The sequence below is a fragment of the Oceanobacillus timonensis genome (assembly GCF_900166635.1).
Taxonomy (GTDB): Bacteria; Bacillota; Bacilli; order Bacillales; family Amphibacillaceae; genus Oceanobacillus; species Oceanobacillus timonensis.
Window position 1 is genome coordinate 3,517,598 of sequence record NZ_LT800497.1, and the last position, 20,214, is coordinate 3,537,811.

Annotated in this window: 18 protein-coding genes; 10 read left to right on the top strand and 8 right to left on the bottom strand. The window is 38.0% G+C overall.

Annotated features, from left to right (window positions below):
- Window positions 1-84: 84 nt before the first annotated feature.
- Together B7E05_RS17250 and B7E05_RS17255 are read right to left on the bottom strand one after the other, a co-directional pair.
- Window positions 85-1,152, bottom strand: a complete 1,068-nt coding sequence (locus B7E05_RS17250) for an isocitrate/isopropylmalate dehydrogenase family protein (protein WP_080875362.1) — start codon at window positions 1,150-1,152, stop codon at window positions 85-87.
- Window positions 1,153-1,244: 92 nt separating this feature from the next.
- The gene (locus B7E05_RS17255; protein ID WP_080875363.1) at window positions 1,245-2,111 is read right to left on the bottom strand and encodes a LysR family transcriptional regulator; all 867 of its coding nucleotides are present in this window, start codon (window positions 2,109-2,111) and stop codon (window positions 1,245-1,247) included.
- A 155-nt stretch (window positions 2,112-2,266) separates the two neighbouring features.
- On the opposite strand from B7E05_RS17255, the gene B7E05_RS17260 reads away from it, so the two are divergent.
- Genes B7E05_RS17260 through B7E05_RS17275 form a run of 4 tightly spaced genes read left to right on the top strand, consistent with a single transcriptional unit; the run spans window position 2,267 to window position 6,510 of the window.
- Window positions 2,267-3,382, top strand: coding sequence for a type 2 periplasmic-binding domain-containing protein (locus B7E05_RS17260; protein ID WP_143833251.1), 1,116 nt, complete (start codon window positions 2,267-2,269; stop codon window positions 3,380-3,382).
- 14 nt (window positions 3,383-3,396) lie between these two features.
- The gene (locus B7E05_RS17265; protein WP_080875364.1) at window positions 3,397-4,881 is read left to right on the top strand and encodes a tripartite tricarboxylate transporter permease; all 1,485 of its coding nucleotides are present in this window, start codon (window positions 3,397-3,399) and stop codon (window positions 4,879-4,881) included.
- A gap of 1 nt (window position 4,882) precedes the next feature.
- A complete protein-coding gene (locus B7E05_RS17270) occupies window positions 4,883-5,326 on the top strand; it encodes a hypothetical protein (RefSeq protein ID WP_080875365.1) in 444 nt (147 codons plus the stop codon).
- A gap of 20 nt (window positions 5,327-5,346) precedes the next feature.
- Window positions 5,347-6,510, top strand: a complete 1,164-nt coding sequence (locus tag B7E05_RS17275; protein WP_080875366.1) for a 2-methylaconitate cis-trans isomerase PrpF family protein — start codon at window positions 5,347-5,349, stop codon at window positions 6,508-6,510.
- Between the two features lie 132 nt (window positions 6,511-6,642).
- Here B7E05_RS17275 and B7E05_RS17280 read toward each other — a convergent pair whose 3' ends face one another.
- From B7E05_RS17280 to B7E05_RS17300, 5 genes are all read right to left on the bottom strand, one after another.
- Complete coding sequence (locus B7E05_RS17280; protein ID WP_080875367.1) at window positions 6,643-7,272, bottom strand: PepSY domain-containing protein; 630 nt, start codon at window positions 7,270-7,272, stop codon at window positions 6,643-6,645.
- A gap of 87 nt (window positions 7,273-7,359) precedes the next feature.
- The gene (locus B7E05_RS17285; protein WP_080875368.1) at window positions 7,360-8,754 is read right to left on the bottom strand and encodes a sensor histidine kinase; all 1,395 of its coding nucleotides are present in this window, start codon (window positions 8,752-8,754) and stop codon (window positions 7,360-7,362) included.
- Window positions 8,751-9,440, bottom strand: coding sequence for a response regulator transcription factor (locus tag B7E05_RS17290; RefSeq protein WP_080875369.1), 690 nt, complete (start codon window positions 9,438-9,440; stop codon window positions 8,751-8,753). Before B7E05_RS17290 ends, B7E05_RS17285 begins: the two co-directional genes overlap by 4 nt.
- A gap of 214 nt (window positions 9,441-9,654) precedes the next feature.
- The gene (locus B7E05_RS17295; protein WP_080875370.1) at window positions 9,655-9,975 is read right to left on the bottom strand and encodes a thioredoxin family protein; all 321 of its coding nucleotides are present in this window, start codon (window positions 9,973-9,975) and stop codon (window positions 9,655-9,657) included.
- 22 nt (window positions 9,976-9,997) lie between these two features.
- Window positions 9,998-10,810, bottom strand: coding sequence for a DUF368 domain-containing protein (locus B7E05_RS17300; RefSeq protein ID WP_080875371.1), 813 nt, complete (start codon window positions 10,808-10,810; stop codon window positions 9,998-10,000).
- Between the two features lie 271 nt (window positions 10,811-11,081).
- On the opposite strand from B7E05_RS17300, the gene B7E05_RS17305 reads away from it, so the two are divergent.
- From B7E05_RS17305 to mqo, 3 genes are all read left to right on the top strand, one after another.
- On the top strand, window positions 11,082-11,273 hold the full coding sequence (locus B7E05_RS17305) for a hypothetical protein (protein WP_080875372.1): 192 nt from the start codon (window positions 11,082-11,084) through the stop codon (window positions 11,271-11,273).
- Window positions 11,274-11,620: 347 nt separating this feature from the next.
- Entirely contained in the window at window positions 11,621-12,481 is an 861-nt protein-coding gene (locus B7E05_RS17310; protein ID WP_080875373.1) for a dimethylarginine dimethylaminohydrolase family protein, read from the top strand.
- A gap of 262 nt (window positions 12,482-12,743) precedes the next feature.
- Window positions 12,744-14,249, top strand: a complete 1,506-nt coding sequence (gene mqo / locus B7E05_RS17315) for a malate dehydrogenase (quinone) (protein WP_080875374.1) — start codon at window positions 12,744-12,746, stop codon at window positions 14,247-14,249.
- 55 nt (window positions 14,250-14,304) lie between these two features.
- Here the strand turns inward: mqo and B7E05_RS17320 are convergent, their stop codons facing one another.
- Window positions 14,305-14,901: a TetR/AcrR family transcriptional regulator gene (locus tag B7E05_RS17320; RefSeq protein WP_179134570.1), complete on the bottom strand. Its 597-nt coding sequence runs from the start codon at window positions 14,899-14,901 to the stop codon at window positions 14,305-14,307.
- A 188-nt stretch (window positions 14,902-15,089) separates the two neighbouring features.
- Here B7E05_RS17320 and B7E05_RS17325 point away from each other — a divergent pair, with 188 nt between their 5' ends.
- The 3 genes from B7E05_RS17325 (at window position 15,090) to B7E05_RS17335 (ending at window position 19,791) form a co-directional block, all read left to right on the top strand.
- Window positions 15,090-18,536, top strand: a complete 3,447-nt coding sequence (locus tag B7E05_RS17325; protein WP_080875376.1) for a YhgE/Pip domain-containing protein — start codon at window positions 15,090-15,092, stop codon at window positions 18,534-18,536.
- Window positions 18,537-18,743: 207 nt separating this feature from the next.
- Window positions 18,744-19,112: a CidA/LrgA family holin-like protein gene (locus B7E05_RS17330; protein ID WP_080875377.1), complete on the top strand. Its 369-nt coding sequence runs from the start codon at window positions 18,744-18,746 to the stop codon at window positions 19,110-19,112.
- On the top strand, window positions 19,105-19,791 hold the full coding sequence (locus B7E05_RS17335; RefSeq protein WP_080875378.1) for an LrgB family protein: 687 nt from the start codon (window positions 19,105-19,107) through the stop codon (window positions 19,789-19,791). Before B7E05_RS17330 ends, B7E05_RS17335 begins: the two co-directional genes overlap by 8 nt.
- Window positions 19,792-20,214 lie beyond the last annotated feature (423 nt).

The window sequence follows — 20,214 nt, forward strand, 5'->3', positions numbered from 1 at the left end:
AATCATTTATAATCTACACTGAGTATAATGCTTTTTTACACATAAATTAAATACTGTTTTTTTAGCACATATGATAAATTATTTTTATGACAGGAGTCTGTTCAGGACTTCATTTGTGAAAGCTTCGGTTCCTTTATCTCCTCCTAAATCCGTTGTAGTTATGCCTTCTGCTAACGTTTGATACAGGCTTTTCTCAATGATTTTTCCTGCTGTTTTTAACTTGGAATCAGCGTATCGTTTGCTCATCCATTCCAATAATAGAGCAGTGGAAAGCATCATGCCGATTGGATTCGCAAGGTCCTTTCCTGCTATATCTGGTGCGGATCCATGAGCAGCTTGCGCCATCGCAAAGTTTTTATTGGCATTGATAGAAGGCGCCAATCCTAAACTTCCAATTAATTCACCAGTTAAATCAGATAGAATATCTCCAAACATATTTTCCGTTACAATGATATCAAAGTCTGGCATTCGCCGGACAACGTGAGCACACATGGCATCCATATGATAATCATCTACTTCTACTTCCGGATAGCTTTTTGCAATCTCTTTGCATACTTCCAGAAACATGCCTGACCCCATGCGAATTACATTTGCCTTATGAACGATGGTGACTTTCTTTTTACGCTGCATGGCTTTTTGAAAAGCAGCATGAGCAATTCTTTCAATAGCTTGCCGGGTAAAAACGCCAGTAGTAAGTACAACATCCTTGGTAACCTGAAATTCTCCGACTCCTTGAAACATATTCCGATCGACGTAAAAACCTTCTGTATTTTCCCTGTAAATAATCAGATCCGCTTCTTTCACTACTCCATGGATACCAGGTAACGTTTTTGCCGGGCGAATATTCGCAAATAAATCAAATTGACGTCGTAATTCCCCGCTTGGGTTACGTATTGCTTTAAACTTTTCCGGATAAGACGCAGAATCATGCGGGCCTAAAACCCAGCCATGACATTGCTTTAAAGCAGCAATTGTCTCATCAGGAAGCGGATGTCCTGCTTCGCGAATCCCTTTCCAGCCAACCAAAAGTTCGACCCATTTGATTTTTACGTTTTGCTTTTCAAGAGCGGCATTTACTAAACGAGCAGTTGCCTGTATGATTTCTGGACCAATCCCGTCCCCTTCCAATAAACCAAGTTTATATAATGTCATACTTTTCCTCCTTTTCCCGCTTTGGCTTTTAACATACTTTATCTTTTGGTAAGCGTCTAATACTATTTTCTTTAGAAAGATGATAAAAAAATTTAATCTTCTTCATTCCATTGTTTTAAGTAATTTACAAAATGCTTCACGACGGTTAAATTTTCAAATAACTGGTTATACACAAGCCAAGTTTCCCTTGTAACCAGTGTTCCGTCTTTAAAATAAATTGCCTGCTGATATAAATCATCATCTTGTTTCAAACATATCCCGGGAACAATAGCAAAACCCAAATTGTTTTTCACCATTTCTTTACAGGTCTCCAGCCGATCTACTTCCATTTCGATATTCGCAGGTTCAGAAAACTGATCTGCCCACCAGGTTGTGATACTCTCTTTTAATGAACTGTCTGTATTATAATGAATCAAGCGATATTCTGGTAAAGAATCCATATTTATTTTTTCTTTAGAAATAAGATACAATGCCTCGTTCTTTAAAAGTATTTTTTCTCCGTGCCATCCTCGAATGTTTCTTAAAATCCCTACATGTACACTGGAGTTATTAAGGAATTCAATAACTTGTGTACTCCAACCCGTTTTAACATTAAACCGAACATTCGGATAATTATCCGAAAACTCCTTTAATACTCTTGGCAACAAATATTGGGCAAAATTGCTGGATACACCGATTCTCAATGTTCCGGATACCTTATCTTTCATATTGCTCATTGTATCTTTCATAAATTGAAACTGCTTAAGCATTTCTCGAGAATAATTGACTAAGTATTCTCCTTCCGATGTAAACTCTACCCCTTTTTTTGTTTTAAAAAATATTCTTACTCCCAAATTCTCTTCCAGATTCCTCAACCGATAACTTAAAGAGGGTTGAGATACATATAATTTTTCTGCCGTTCGAGTCATATTTCTTTCTTCGTAAAGCGTTTTCAATAAAATCCAATCTTTTTGTTCCATCTTGTTCCTCCTCTGGATTTATTTAAATCTTATTATGTAGAAAAGATTATAGGTTATCAAGTTTTTTTATGAAGTTAAATAAAATATCATTATTTTACTTATTCTCTGAAAGCGTTTACTATAAAAACAATCATTATTGGAAAGGGATGAATCTTTTGAAAATAAAACTTATTTATATTTTATTACTCTTGTTGAGTGTTACACTCTTAGGCTGTAACACCATGGAAGTATCAGGAACGCAGCAAAATGAAGATGGAAGCACTTCTTATGATGGAGAAACAATTTCATTTGTTGTTCCTTTTCAAGCAGGGGGAGGGACAGACGTTTTTGCTAGATTTATGACCCCTTACTTCGCCAAACATATAGAAGGAGACCCTAGAGTTCAAGTAGAAAATATTCCTGGTGGTGCTAGTATTACCGGAACAAATGAATATGCTAATTCCCGGTCACCGAATGGGTTTAATATTCTTACCTCCAGTGCATCATCCCATGTTCCGTTTATATTGGAGCAATCTTCCGTAGATTATGATTTAGAAGATTTCACACCGTTAATTGGTGCTCCATCAGGAGGGATTGTCTATACAAAACCTGAACTTGCAGAAGGCGGAATGGAAAACCTGACTGCTTTAGAAAATGAGCTATATTACGCAGGGATTTCACCTACTGGTTTAGATTTGGTAACCCTGCTTTCTTTTGAGGTTTTAGAAATGGATGTTAAAGCTGTATTAGGATATGAAGGACGCGGGCCATCACGAGTTGCATTTGAACAAGGGGAAAGCAATATTGATTATCAAACCACTTCCGCCTACAAAAGCAATGTGGAAAATACAGTAGAAGAAGGGAATGCGGTTCCTTTATATAGTTTAGGGCATGTCGATCAGGACGGTAATCTTATCCGTGATCCACAATTTCCGGAGCTTCCTACCATCGAAGAAATTTATATTGATATCTATGGAGAAGAACCAAGCGGGGAAGCATGGGAAGCTTATAAACAAACTGTGGCTGTCTCCTATAGTTTAAATAAAGTCATTTGGGTGCACAAAGATGCCCCAGAAAGTTCCGTACAAACACTGCAGCAAGGGATGGAGAACCTCGTTGAGGATACTGGTTTTAAAGATGAATCGGAAGATATTCTTGAAGGATATGATGCTTTTGTGGGAGAGGAATTAAATAACCAAATTGAACAATCTTTCTCCATCTCACCAGATACAAAAAAATGGATTATCGAATATCTGCAAGTCCATTTTGATATTGACATTAACAAGCTATAGAGAGGAGAAATTTCATGATTGAAAGTGCAATGGAAGCCTTATTAATTGTATTAGATCCTTCAAGGCTAATCTATATGTTTTTAGGTATTGGCATTGGCGTTATTGTTGGATTATTACCAGGTCTAAGCGGGACAGTTGGCATGTCTTTACTGCTTCCTTTCGTTTTCGGACTTGAACCATATGTTGGAATGGCTCTTCTCATTGGAATGATTGCTGTCATTCATACAGGAGATACCTTCCCTTCTATATTATTTGGAATACCAGGAACTTCAGGTTCTCAAGCGACCATTATGGATGGATATCCGTTAACCAAAAAAGGAGAAGCCTCCCGGGCAATGGGTGCATCATTTTTCTCTTCCATGATTGGCGGTGTTATTGGCGGCATTGCGCTTTATTTAACGATTCCCTTTGCCAGGCCATTAATTACCTCCTTCAGCTCACCAGAGTTATTCATGTTGACGATGTTAGGTCTCAGCATGGCGGGATTATTAGCGGGAAAATCACCGATAAAAGGAATTATCTCCGGGATTCTTGGTTTACTTATTGGTGCAGTAGGAAGCGCCCCGGCCGTTCCTGAATACAGATATACATTTGATACGCTTTATTTAACACAAGGGATATCTTTACCTATTGTAGCAATGGCTATTTTTGCATTCCCAATTCTTATTACAATGCTGACAGACAAAGGAAGTGTATCCAATCATGCGAAACTGCAAAGCGGTATTTTAAAAGGCGTTATAGACACATTGAGAAATAAATTTTTGGTATTTCGAAGTGCTGTGATTGGTGCTTTAATAGGTTTTATTCCTGGACTTGGCGGAAGTGTTGTTGATTGGATTGCATATGGCGCAGGACAAAAAACAGTTAAAGATAATCACTTTGGGAGTGGTGACATCCGTGGTGTGATTGCGCCGGAAAGTGCCAATAACGCAAAAGAAGGCGGTTCTTTAGTTCCAACATTGCTTTTTGGTATCCCGGGAAGCGGAACGACAGCTATTCTGCTCGGCGGACTGACTCTCATGGGGCTGGAAGCAGGGCCTAAGATGCTGTCGGATGATCTTCCAGTAACCTTATCTATTGTTTGGACGCTCGTATTTGCAAATATTTTTGGCGCATTATTATGTATGTTGTTAGTTCGCCCTATTTCCAAAATTAGTTTAGTTCCGGGTGAAAAAATTGTCCCCTTTCTTTTAGTTTTACTAGTCGTTGGCGCCTACCAAAGTACAATGTCATGGGGAGACCTGATTGTATTTGTTATTATCGGCTTGCTTGGATATGTTATGACTATCTTAGATTGGCCGCGTCCTCCGCTGCTTATTGGTTTTGTACTTGCTCTGCCTGCTGAAAGATACTATTGGATATCTATTGAAAGATATGGATGGGAATGGCTTATGAATCCATTAGTCATCATCATTGCTGTTGTTATTATGATTCTTCTTGCAGGCGGGACAATCATGAAACGTGTAAGCAACAAATACGAAAGTAAGGGAGGAATGTAAAATGAACAGAGATTATCTCAATCTTATTTTCAGCGGATTTCTTTTTCTCTTATTTACACTTACTTTGATTGAAGCATTAACATTCAGTCAACTGGCACAGTTTTTTCCACTTTATATCTCTATTGCCGGAGCAATATTAACGTTTATTTACTTCATCACACAAGTGCTGACAATTTATAAGCAAAAGAAAGAAGAAGGAAATGTAACAATCATCCCTTTGTTGCAACCGCTTAAATATATTGGATGGATAGTTGGTTACTTACTACTTGTTTTTCTAACAGGATTATTACTGGCAACTACTATATTCTTATTTATATTCTTGATTTTTGAATCAAAAATGAAACTGATTTCGGCAGGGATTTCTGTAGCTTGTGTACTTATCGGTATCTCCTTGCTGAGTTCAGCTCTTGATATCTATTGGCCGACAAATTTATTAGGATTTTAATTATATAGGGAGGATTATTTGTGAGAGACTATGAAAAAATACGTTCAGCAATCATTCGCGGCGGAACAAGCAAAGGTGTTTTCATTTTAAAGAATGATTTGCCTGCCGATCCAGAATGGAGAGACAAAGTAATTCTTTCCATCTATGGCGGGTATGATGAAAGACAAATTGATGGGCTAGGAGGAGCTGATTCACTTACAAGCAAACTGGCAATTATAAGCGTTTCTCCTCGTCCAGATGCTGATATCGAATTCACATTCGGGCAGGTTGGTATTGGAACAGGAAAAATTGATTATAACTCCAATTGCGGTAATATTCTAAGTGGCGTAGGACCCTTTGCTGTCGATGAAGGTCTGGTTGCTGTACAAAAACCATATACAAAAGTACGTATTTTTAATACAAATACAAACACGATTATTGAGGCTAATGTACCCGTCGACTCTGGAAAATCTATATCTAAAGGAAATTATACTATCGACGGTGTACCTGGAAAAGGAGCGAAAATAGTTTTAAATTTCCTCCATGCCGATGGCTCGAAAACTGGGAAGCTCTTTCCTACAGGTAACCGAAAAGAGGTCCTCCATACGAAAGCTGGAAATTTTGATGTCAGTATCGTTGATGTAGCTGCACCAGTAGTATTTGTTCAAGCGGAACAAATGGGACTTCGTGGAACTGAGCTGCATCCTGACTTAACAGCGGATCAGCTGCATACTTTGGAAACAATCCGTTCATCTGCGGCTAGAGAAATTGGATTTGTTACAAGAGCGGAGGAAGCGACAAAAGTAACTCCTTCCAGCCCTAAAATTGTTATTGTTTCCCCGGCCCAGACATATACCACTATAGCTGGAGAGACCATAGAGCATCAAACAATTCATTTAACAGCTCGCGCGATGTCAATGCAGAAAATGCATAAAACATTCCCAGTTACTGGCGGGATTTGTACAGCAACAGCTGCAAAATTAAAAGGTACCATTGTTTATGAATGCTGCAACAATCCTCATCATGACGAGATTATGATCGGTCACCCATCTGGTTCGATGGAATTTTCGATTAGATGTAAGGATAAGGGGCAACAGGTGGAATTTGACAAAACAGCTGTGGCAAGGACTTCCCGCCGTCTAATGGAGGGATATGCTTATGTTCCAAAAGAATTATTCCGGAATGAAGCGGAATCCGTTTATTAATTATGACTGGAACTAAAATCATAAGAACAAAATTTTAAAACAGCTTATTAATGCTTCATCCATAAAAAATCCAAACGTCGATTTATCACATCACATTCAGTGAAAATCCGTTTGGATTTTTTTATGATATTTTTAATCATCTATATCAATTTCCAACGAAATAATATTACCCGTATAGGCATTAATTTCAATCGTTGCTTCGTCTTCTCCATCAACCATTTCAATCTCATAAACTAAAATGTCGTCATCCGAATCCATTTCCAGATCAATGACTTCCCCGGAAAATTCTTTTTTGGCAATTTCCATTGCTTCTTCATGGGATATCACAGCATTATTTTCTGTCGATTGATTATTAGAAGAATCCGCTTGTTTTTCTTCATCTGTTTCCGAGTTATTCTTTGATTCCGGATTCTCCTTAACGTCTTCCTCTTGATGCTCCTTGTCTTTTCCAGTCGCTTCCTCTTCATTTTTCGCCGTTCTTTCCACGGTTGTCAGATCAATAATCTGCCCTGTATCTCCATTTAATTTTAAGGAATAGACGCCTTGGTCTTGCGTAACTTCCATCTGATAAACCGGCTCACCGTTCTCAACATTCAACGCAGGTTCCGTATGTTGACCAGGATATTGAGCGCTGACAAATTCACTGATTTCCTCCGAGCTAAGATCCGGATTAGAAGATGTCGCGTTTGTCTGATATACGGTTAAACCAACGATACCAAACACAACCAGGCCACTAATTGCCCAGATTATTTTCTTCCGCACGTCTTATCCCTCCTTCCCCTATAGTATAAACGGTACTTTTTATGAATCCATGATAATTCAATTAGAAATTGATGAGAATGAAAAAGTTTATTTTACAAGTGTCCATATAAATGTAGAACCTTGCCCAACTTCACTTTCCACAGTGATTTCCCCGCCGTGTATCTCAATAATTTCTTTGGCAATCGCTAAACCTAGTCCGGTTCCTCCAGTTTCACGATTTCTCGCCCGGTCAACACGGTAGAAACGGTCAAATATCTTTTCCTGTTCTTCCGGAGCAATCCCTTCCCCATCATCTTTAAATTGAATTTGGATTTTCTCTGTATCTATACGCATCTTTATCAAAATAGCTTCTTCACTATATTTCAATGCATTTTCAATTAATATATAGGGAATTTGTTTGATTTGATCGATATTTCCAAAGGTTGTATAGTTGCCTGCTTCTGCATCAAAATGGATTTTCCGATCGGGATATGCTTTTTGGAATGTCTGGATAACCTGTTCTATGATCTCCCGTATATTTACTTCTTGTTGCTGGCTCTCATTTTTATGCTTTGCTAATAATAGCATCTGTCCTACAAGCTTTTGCATACGATCAGCCTCTGAATCGATTGCGCTTACTGATTCATCTAATAATTCCGGACGCTTCTTCCCTTGACGCTCAATAAGCTGAGCGTAACTTTTTATAATTTGAATCGGCGTTTTTAGTTCATGGGATGCATTGGACACAAAGGCTTCCTGCTTCTCAAAGTTTTCTTTTAAGGAATCAATCATTTCATTAAATGTGGTTTCCATTTCATAAATCTCGTCTTTGGAACGTTTTTTTACGTCACTTTTTTCCCAATTCTCATCTTTGAAACGACTTTCTATATCAATCTTCTGCCAATTTTTATTATGGATGTTCCGCCGCATCGTATCTTTTAACTTTTGAATGGGGGTTAACAGGAAACGACTCAGGACAATACTTGCTATAACCGTTGGAATCAATAGCACAGCACTGGAGAAGAGAAGAACGTATGTTAATGATCCTATTGTTTCATCAAAATAAACCAATTCATTCGCTATCTGAACAGTAACAATATCGCCATTTTCCCAGATGATTGGCTTTTCAATCATAGCAAAATTATTCCCTGCTTTATCCTGAACAATATCGCTTGTCTCTGATGTTGTATAGTTTACTCTTAAATCCGTATAACGTTGTGATTTTGTTTGTACAGGCATCACATCATTTTCTGATTCATTTATCATTCGTATGATTCCGTTCGCTGGTAGGTAAGCTTTTAATAAATCACCCATTTCCTCTTCCGATAAGGAGTTATTTTCAGCAACGGCTTCTACTAATGCGTCTGCCTGTACGTGGAGCTGGTCAATCTCCCCATTGGAAGCAGCCCGGTAAAACAAAAAGTAAATCGCCGTATGTGAAATAGCAATCACTAAAAACATAAAGACAGATGAAAATAAAATAATTTTTTTACGTAATGTCATTGGCTTGCTTCCTTAATGGAGTAGCCTACTCCGCGTACCGTTTGAATATATGCTTTATCATATCCTTTATCTACCTTTTGGCGCAGGTAGCGGATATAGACATCCACTACATTTGTTTCCCCAATATAGTCAAAACCCCAGACTTTTTCAATTAACTGTTCGCGCGTGAGTACCCTATTTTTATTTTCTAATAAACAAACTAATAAATCGTATTCCCGCGGGGTCAGTTCAATTGGTTCATCTGAACGAGTAACTTCATACGCCGCCGTATCTACTTGTAAATCCCCCACCTGCAATGTCTCCTTATTGGAGGTAACCTGCACGGTTTTACGTAAATTTGCACGAATCCGGGCCAGCAGTTCTTCAATTTGAAACGGTTTTGTAATATAATCATTTGCCCCAAGATCAAGACCATTTACTTTATCATATACTTCATCACGCGCAGTCAACAAAATTACCGGAGTATTATTTTCCTGCCTGCGTATTCTTCTTAACACTTCTAAACCGCTTAATTCAGGTATCATAATATCTAATAAAATAAGTGCCCATGTTTCTGCTTCTATATATTCCAACGCTTGTTTGCCATCTGCTGCTACCGTTGTTTCATAGCCTTCATAATCTAATTCCAACTGCAAAACACGGCTGATTTTCTGTTCATCCTCTACAATTAATATCCGTTCTCCCATTAGCCTACTCCTTTCATTAAAAATGATGGTACAAAAAAACTGTCCCCAAATAGCTGCATGAACAATAACGTTCGTTAACCGTTCTACTTCATAAATTAAAACTACCTTTTCATAGGAGTTTTACGGATAACTTATCTAAAGAAAACGGATTTTCGTTCAATCGCTTTGGAGACAGTTTATCTCATGCATGGATAAAAATCACATGCACAACTGCTTAGCCTAAATGCTGTTTTAAGAAATCTGTAACAGATTCCGGTGTTTTCGTATCGGCACTATGCTGATGTGCAATTTTTTCTCCATTTTGAAATAGAAGAATGCTTGGTATACCCATCACTTCATATTTTTCAGCTAATCCGGATACTTCATCACTATTTACTTCATACCAGTCATAGCTTTCAAATTCTTCCATAACTTCACCAATAAACATATCCATCCGCTTACAATCCGGACACCAGTCCGCGAAGAATTTTATGATAACAGGTTTTTCACTTTGAATGATTTCTTGAAATGCTGCTTCTGTTTGAATTGCTTGCATGATTATCTCTCCAATCCTTATGTTATTTATATTCTAATCTCCCTAATGCCAATGCTGCAATTAATCCGCCTATAAATAAAAGAACACATACAATGATACTGCCGATACCTGCAGGAATACCTGGAAATACGATGGTAACGGCACCGATAACAAGTCCGATAATAATGGCATAGGTACTTGTGAAATAATTTCTTAAAAAGTAAGCAATTATCTTACTCATGGTAATAAATCCAAGTGCAATCCCAGCACCTGCCACAATGATAACAGAAAACTGAAAATTACTGATTGCAGCCATTATTGTCGGGTATACACCGAGCAACATCATGATCATCGAGCCACTAATCCCCGGAACAATCATGACACCGCTGCCGATAAATCCTGCTATAAACAATAAGATATAGGTATTTGTACTAATATCTTGTATAACCTGTCCTTCATTCGGATTTAAAATTCCTAATCCACCAACTATAACGAACCCGATAATCAGCAGTATATACTGCTTTCCCTGAAATTTTGTTTTTCCTTCTGCTTTTTGGTATAAGTAAGGAATCACACCAATGACCAGTCCCAAAAAGAAAAATTGTGTCTGCATTGGAAAGTGCTTAAATAACCAATCAACCACTCTGGCAAATAAGAAAATGGCCGTGACCATTCCAATCCCTAAAGGTACCAGAAAGCTCAGATGCTTCTGCCAATCCTTACTGAAAAAACCGCTGATAGCTTCAATCAAACGTTCATAAATACCTAACAGGACAGCAATAGTCCCCCCGCTTATACCGGGGACAACTTCCACTGACCCCATTATTAAACCACGATATAAATTTCTCCACTCCATGTATTCTTTTTCTCCTTCATATTCATCGCTACGGAATCATTTTATCAAAAGTAATCCGAAAAAGACACTTTGTGAAAAAGATTTATTACTATTTAAAAGTTTCTTTTGAAAAAATGACGAAAACATGAATGGATAAGTACTTTTATCATGACGATATTACATAAATCCTTTATAATGACTGTATAAATTAAAATACACAGAGAAAAACTATAGAATAATCCTTGTTTATTTTCATATGTATGATTGTGTCCATTTTTTAGGGGGAAGAAAGATGAAACGGTATTTAACACTAATCCTGTTTGCTTTAAGCATTCTGATTATCTACATTGGCTCCAAACTGCAACTTTATTGGAGCGGCGTTGCTGCATGGGGGCTTGCTCTAGTGTGTCTTATTTTTGCAGTATACTATTCGAAGTACATTCCAAACGAAAAAAACTCCCGAAAGAAAAAGAAGGAAGTATAAAATCTCCCGTTTTTCATTGCGCTGACGAGGAGATTTTTTATATGATGCATTGCCCCGTTTTTCATATATGAACGCTTTTCAGATGCAATGAAAATGCCTCTGAAAGCATCCGCCAGACTGATAACACGAAGTCCTGTCTCCAAAACTGCCATCCGCAGCACCTATACGTTACTGCAGGCTGGTTATCATTTGAAAAGCTAAATGAAGATCATGGCAGTTACCTGCCTGCAAAAATGATTGGTGCTACGCTTACTCGCCCCACCGAAAATATTGGCAACTTTTTGAACACACATTATAATGAACATTAGAAGCGTACTTCTGACAGTAGAATTGGGGGCTAAGTCAACATGGTAAAAAAGGAAAAAGAAATCACTGCAATCCATTGTCAAAATGAGTATGACCCTTTACATCAAGTCATTGTTGTTCCGCCGGACTATATGAAAATTACAACCGTTATCAACGAAACCCAAGCTTATTATGCCAAAGATAATATCAATATAAACAAAGCGATGGAACAGCATGCTTTATTTATAAAAACATTAGAAGATCATGGATCAAAGGTAATTGTGCTCCCGCCGAAATCGGACTTAAATGAGCAAGTTTTCACACGGGACATCGGTTTCGTCCTCCACGATCATTTTTTTATTGCTACGATGAAACGGGATATTCGGAAAGCAGAAAGCAGTATTTTAAAGAACCGGCTGGATGCCGGCCAGTTAAATTATCATACTTTCCCCGGAACCACAATAGAGGGCGGAGATGTGATCATTGATAACAATCATATCTGGATTGGACTAAGTCAACGTACAGAACAGGCAGCTGTTCACTATCTTCGCGAGCAATTTCCACATATGGAGGTAACAGCTATTCCATTACAGGAGAACATTCTGCATTTGGATTGCACATTGAATATCCTGGAGGATAAACATGCGTTAATTTATCTGGATGGAATAAGCAAAGACGCCTATCACCTATTGAAGAAACACTATACCTTCATCGAGGTAACCAGAGAAGAACAGTTTCATATGGCACCAAATGTCCTGTCTATTGGAAATAAAAAAATAATCAGCCTTCCTGAAAATAAACGGGTGAATGATATATTAACAAAACTTGGATACCATATTATAGAAGTTCCATTTTCTGAAATTATTAAATCCGGCGGCTCATTCAGATGTTGTACACTTCCTCTTTTTCGAGACCACAGCTAAACACGCACTTCAAACTGCCGAAATTGCCGCACTTTGCAGCTGTTTCGGCAGTTTCTTATTTAGTGGAAATGCTGCTCCCTTTCTGTCTTCTTTCAAACTTTTAATTACTCTATTCCTTCAAACATCTTTTTTCTTTCATCAAAAAAGAGTATAATGAATAAGTACGGGAACATTTTTTATAACTGAATTACTATTTTTTGAGAATTCTATTTTGTAAGAGTATACATGCAAGAATTTCAGATTAGGAAGGTTTGTGACAATAATGAGGAAAGATACGAATCAGACAGATGTCATTTTAATCGGCGGTGGAATCATGAGTGCCACGATTGGTTCCTTATTAAAAACACTGCAGCCTGAATGGCAGATTAATGTTTTTGAAAAGCTTGGCCAAACAGCACAGGAGAGTTCTGATGCATGGAATAATGCCGGGACAGGTCACTCTGCGCTTTGTGAAATGAATTATACACCGGAACAGCCGGATGGCTCCCTTGATACGACAAAAGCTGTAAAAATAAATGAACAATTCCAATTATCAAAACAATATTGGTCTTACCTTGTTGAACAAGGCGTGCTGGATAATCCAGATGAATTTATTCAAACGTTACCACATATCAGCTTTGTAGAAGGTGAAAAAAATGTGGAATTTCTAAAAAAACGGGTAGAAGCACTGCGAAACAATCCATTATTCGAAGGTATGGAAATCACAGATGACGAAGAAACATTGAAAGATTGGATTCCACTCATGATGGATGGCCGCGATAAGCGTGAACCTATTGCTGCCTCAAAAATCGATTCAGGAACAGATATTAACTTTGGCAGTTTAACGCGGAAGTTATTTAATCAACTGGAAGACCAGGGAACAAGACTTTACTTTAAACATGAGGTAGAATCGATTGCCCGGACTAAGGATAACCTTTGGGAAGTGAAAGTGAAAAATTTATTCAATGGCAAAGTTTCTTACCACAAAGCGAAATTTGTGTTTATTGGAGCTGGCGGCGGAAGTCTTCCGCTACTACAGAAAACGAATATTCCGGAATCAAAACATATCGGCGGCTTCCCGGTAAGCGGATTATTTATGGTTTGTAATAACCCGGAAGTTGCGGAAAAACACCATGCAAAAGTGTATGGAAAAGCAAAAGTTGGAGCTCCGCCAATGTCTGTACCACATTTGGATACCCGATTCATCAATGGAGAACGTTCCTTATTATTCGGCCCTTTTGCAGGGTTTTCACCGAAGTTTTTAAAAACTGGTTCCAACTTGGATTTGTTTGGATCCATCAAGCCAAATAATTTAACAACGATGCTTGCAGCCGGTGCGAAAGAAATGGGACTGACGAAATACCTTATTCAGCAAGTTCTTCTCTCAGATGAAAAAAGAATGGAAGAGTTACGTGAATTCATCCCTGATGCCAAGGCCGGAGAATGGGATATTGTTGTCGCCGGACAACGCGTACAGGTAATTAAAGACACGGATGCAGGCGGAAAAGGCACCCTTCAATTCGGTACCGAAGTCATTACTGCAGAAGATGGTTCGATCGCTGCTTTACTTGGCGCTTCACCAGGTGCTTCCGTTTCGGTTGATGTGATGCTTGATGTTCTGCAACGCTGCTTCCCGCATCATTTTAAAAAATGGGAACCTAAAATCAAAGAAATGATTCCGTCGTACGGTATTTCTTTGTCAGATAACCCTGACGTTTTTGCAGATTTAAATGCAAAAATAAATAAAAAGCTGCAACTGGAAGGAAGAAAAGAAGTATTATTAAGTTAAATATTTCAATTAAAAACGCCGATTCTATATTTGGAATCGACGTTTTTTCTTTATTTCACAATACTTTTACCGGGTCCCAAGATACGGCGTTCAATATAAAGGATGCCAGTTCTTCTTTATATTTCTTAATCTCTTCCGGAGTATGTTGAAACAGTATCATGCCTCGTGCTGTAGATTCAATTAATGAGATAATAAACTCGCTATAGTAATCGGCATCGATACCTGTACCAATGTCTCCCCTCTTTTTAGCTGCCACCAGGTAGTTTGCCACAAGGTCATATAGAGGACGATAAATCACCTTCCATTTATCGATATCTCCACTTCTGGTAATACCTGCATACACAATCGAAGGAATTGTCTGATCCTCTTGATTTGTTTTAAAAATACGGTTGATTGCCAATCGTAAGTTATAATCCAGTCCAGCGTCTAAATCTCCATATTCAGTGAGGTATTTTGTATAATTCGAAATAATTTGCTGCGCCAGATCCGGCAAGACATCCAATTTACTCTGATAATACAGATAAAAAGTACCTTGAGCAATCCCAGCTTCCTTTACAATTTGGGAAACGCGTGTATCCTCCAAGCCATTCTCCTTAAAAATCCGATAAGCACTCTCCAAGATACGTTCTTTTTTATTTGACGTTTTCGCCATCTCTACACCTCCTTTTTTAAACTGACTGATTGTCATTCATTTATATTTATGATACCATACTTCTAGGAAAAGTTGAATACTAAGAATAAAAGTATTGGTTAAAATACGGTGTACCTGTTATTCAAAATGTACGATATTATTTTTAACATATTCTATCATTCATTATTCAGGAAAAGAGGAGAATTTTTGTGAAAAAGGCTTTTAAAATTACAAAACAAGACATGAAAAACATTATTCGTGTTCCTTCTGTTCTTATTTTGATTATTGGATTAGCAATCCTTCCTTCTTTTTATGCTTGGTTTAATATAAAAGCATCCTGGGATCCTTATTCAAACACAGAAGGAATCCAGATTGGCGTCGTCAGTGATGATACCGGCACAGAAGTGGAAGGCGAATCCATTAACATGGGGGACGAACTGATAGACAATTTAAAGGAGAACGATTCATTAGGATGGCAATTCGATGATTCGATTGAAGAAGCAGATGAGAAGGTTTATAAGGGAGAATACTTTGCAACCATCCACATCCCAGAGACTTTTTCGGAAGATGTAACCAGTATCCTTGATGATGAGCCTAAAAGTGCAAATGTACAATATAAAGTAAATGAAAAAACCAATGCTATTGCTCCTAAAATGACGGATACCGGAGCTACGCAAATCACAGAAACGATTAATGATACATTTGTACAGACAACAGCTCAAACATTACTGGAAGAATTTAATAATGCCGGGATTGAACTCGAACAAAATCTTCCTATCCTGGAGAAAATTAAAAGTGCTGTTTATAATCTTCATGACCATATAGATGATATCGACGAAGCCGGAGATATGATTGTTCAATTAGACGAAGATCAGGATAATATCCAAAACTATGCAGATACATTGGACAGCTTACAGGATTATGAGTCAAATATCAGAGAAGGCGGAGATCAGATTCTGACAGTTCAATCTCACTTGGATGATATTAACCGGCTTGGAGATGCCGTCGTTGAATTAAATGGGTCGATGCCCGATATTGAAAATGCGCTCACCCGAATCAGTTCGATTCAGCAATATTTCCCTGCTATTAATGAGGGGCTGGAAGATGCTTATAATGCAAGCATTACGGCCGGCGATACGTTAGCGGATGTGCAAGAACGGATTCCAGAGATTAATCAGCAAATTCGTGATTATCAGGATCAAGTTGATCGCGCGCAAGATACTGTAGATAAGGCCGAACAGACAACAGATGAAGTTGCAGAATTGATTCATAACCGGGTCAACGAGGCGGAGGAAATAATCAATGGGCTTCCTTCTTTTGACTTAGAATCAGAAGAATCGACGACTCCTGATTTTGTAAATAACATAAAAGACTCCGTGGATGAATCTAAACAGCCGTTGGGAGATATCTTAGAAGAACTTGGTGATTCTGGTAACCTGGAAACAAATGAGTCTGTAGAAAAATTAAGCAATACTGCTGACGAAACAAAAGAACAGGGAAATGAGCTTTCTTCTGAACTAGAAGATATGCTTACCAAAATAGAAGAAGATAATTATACAGAAGAAGATATGAATGCTTTAAATGAAGCAATAGACAATTATCAGTCCTCTTTCGATGGCGTCAAAGAAGATTTAGCAAATGCAGAGTTTGTTCCAGACACGACCCAAGACGACGAGAACGAGGAAAATCCAGAGAATAAGGAAGATGATGCTGAAGAAGATACAGAACAGAACAATGAAGAAACCGAGCAATCTGATGAGGATGCAGAACAGGACAGTGAAGAAGCCGAGCAATCTGATGAAGATGCTGAACAGGATAGTGAAGAAGCCGAGCAATCTGATGAAGATGCTGGGCAGGACAGTGAAGAAGCCGAACAATCTGATGACGATGCTGAGCAGGACAGTGAAGAAGCCGAGCAATCTGATGAAGATGCTGAACAGGATAGTGAAGAAGCCGAGCAATCTGATGATAGTGCAGATACACAGCAACGGGATGAGGAAATTGATCAGGTAATTGGCGACCTTCATGAAGATACGATGAACGCATTTGATGAAATTTCTACTGTGTTAGATCAAAATATAGATCTTGCAACTAGAAATATCCAGCAACTGCCGGAATTAATTGCCATGAAGGAAAATCCGGACAGAGCAGAATATGCAGAAGAGCAAATTCAAGCAGTCCAGGAGAGTATTGAAGGTCTGCAGTCTTCTATTACAAGTACGCAGAACTCGCTTGATTTATTAGAAGCTCCAGAGAATAAAGAGGAATTGGATTCTATTCGAGACACACTTGAAGGCGACAGTTCTCAATTAAATAACGTGATCGACTATCTGGAAAATGGCGATTTTGACCTTGATCAATTAGAAGATGTGAAAGATGATGCAGTAAATAATCTGGAATCATTACAATCCTTTAACGAAGACACATTGGATCCGTTTGTGAATGATGCTTTCACTACTTTAGAAAACAGGTTAAATGATGCAGATTCCAAATTAAATGCTGCATTGGATTATACCGATTTAGCATCTGATTATTTATCGGAAGCAGCAACTGTAGTTAATGATTCACAGTATTATTTAAACCTTTTAAATGAGAATTTACCGTACTATGAAGAAGAGTTCAGCGATATCTCTGATACCGTCAATCAACACTTCCCTGAATTTAAAAATGGTGTAGATGCAGCAAGCTCTTTCTTCCAGAATGATATGCCGCATTTAGAAGATGAAGTAAATAATTTAGCTGGTTTTGTGAATAATGATATGGATGACTTAATTGAACAATATAAACAATTAAATTCCCTTGTACAGGATAATTTACCCGAAGCTCAAGAGTCCATTGGTGAAATGGCAGACTTTATCCGTGATGATTGGCCCGGATATAAAGAAGATATTCAAAATGCCTATGATCGGATAAAACAGATGGAAGACGATCAGATTATCGAAGAATTGATTGGCGCATTGCAAAATGACCTGAGTGATGAGACAGAATATTTCTCTCGTCCAGTGCAGCTGGATGAAGAAAAACTCTTTGCAATTCCAAACTATGGTTCAGCCAATACACCATTTTATACTGTGCTTGCACTTTGGGTTGGTGCATTATTGCTTTGTAACTTAATTACCACAGAACTAAAAGATAAAAATAGAGAGGAATTCAGCTTACGGGATATTTATCTCGGCCGGATGACGTTATTCTTAATCGTCGCCATAGTTCAAGCAATCATTGCCTCCCTTGGTAATATCTTTATATTACATGCTTATATGGCACATCCTTTTTACTTTACACTCTTTAGTGTGTTGATTGCGTTAGCGTTTATGATTATTGTATACACGCTGGTTTCCCTATTTGGAAACGTCGGAAAAGCCATCGCAATTATCTTTATGATCTTGCAATTATCGGGCGGCGGCGGAATGTTCCCGATTCAAGTAGCACCGGAGTTCTTCCAGGCTATTCATCCATTCTTGCCGTTTACGTATGCCATCGATATTCTGAGAGAAGCAACCGGCGGAATTGTATGGTCTGTCGTATTTAACCGATTTGCAATGCTGGCCATTTTCCCAGTTATATTCATTCTGTTAGGATACACCTTCCGGCCATGGATTGCACCAAAGGTTCATAAAGCTTATTTAAAAACAAAGAAAAGTAATATGGTTGATTAATACGAATGGATTCACAACCAGCTCTGGCGCTCGATTTTAGAAGCGCCCGAGCTGGTTTTTCATGCGTTAAAGTGGAAGAGACAACACAGATTATCTTAAAGAAACCTTGGCGAATGCCCCATTTTCGAATAAAATGGATAGTATCCTGTTTTTTAAAGATAATGTCTAATGGGGTCTGAAAATGTAAATTGACAATGGGGGTTTATTGTGAAGTATTTCATTATGATTTTGCAAATTGGTATTTTATTTCTTTTTAATTATATAGGAGAGTTTATCCAAAACTTTTTTTCACTCCGTATACCTGGCAGTCTTATTGGTATGTTGCTCCTTTTCATCCTGCTTATTTTAAAAATTGTTCCATTAGCATGGATTCAATCCGGCGTTGATTTCTTGTTAAAAGATATTCCCTTTTTCTTTATCCCGGTTACTGTAGGTGTTATTGAGTACTTAAGCTTTTTTTATGGTAAGGGCAGTCTCACCATTTTATTAGTTATGATAAGTACCTTCATGGTTATCGGTATTAGCGGAATTGTAACGAATTTCTTTCTTAAAAAAGAGGTGACGTCCCATGAGTAGTTTTTTTATCGGGATTACGATGATTGCAGGAACATTATTCCTTTACCACTTTTCTAAGAAATTACACAGCAGGAAACCAAATCCGTTCACCATGCCTATATTTCTGTGTACGGCAAGTATTGTCCTGTTTTTATTTTTAACAGGTATACCTTATGAAACATATATGATTGGCGGACAGTGGATTGATTTGCTTCTTGGTCCTATTGTTGTTTCGCTCGCAGTTCCTTTATATAGGGAAATTCATTTAATTAAAAAATATGCCGGCGCAATCAGTATCGGCATATTTGCCGGTTCTCTAACTGGTGTGATTACTGGAACATTGGGGGCGAAGCTGTTTGGGTTTGAACATTGGCTGATACAGTCGGTGGCTGCCAAATCCGTCACCACACCCATCGCTATCAGTATTACAGATACAGTTGGCGGAAATGTTTCACTGGCTGCTGTATTCGTTATGATAGCTGGTGTCAGCGGAGGCATGTTTGGTCCTGTTATTTTGAAAGTGTGCCGAATTCATCATCCAATTGCCAAAGGACTTAGTATCGGAACAGCTTCCCACGCGATTGGCACAGCAAAAGCATTAGAAAACGGAAGAATCGAAGGAGCGATCAGTGTTTTATCGATGACCATCAGTGCTGTGGTGGTTTCTTTTCTTGTTCCTTTCCTTTTAACCTTCATGTGACCAAGTATCATGATGTATTTGGTTGCATCGATAATCGATTTATTACGTTATGTGAAATCTTGAAAAAGAAAAATGCAGGCAGATTTCACGATAAAAAAGTATTCCTTTTCTAAATTTCAATTATAAAAACGCGGAGGAAATCAATTGTGCTCCTCCGCATTTTTATTACTAAAAAATGATTATTTGTCATTAGCTTTAGGTTTTGTCCCTTGAAATATTATATAATAGGAAATCCCAACCAAAACACCCATTGTGATTGCCTCGTAAAGCCACCCATATTGGAAGCCATTAAAGGGTTCGAAATTTATTATGATAACCGAAAATAGACAAGTGATAATAAATAATAGCAGGTATCTAACAAACGTATTCACACAATACTCCCCTTACGATTTCTCATATTGTATTGCTTCTTCAGTAAAGATA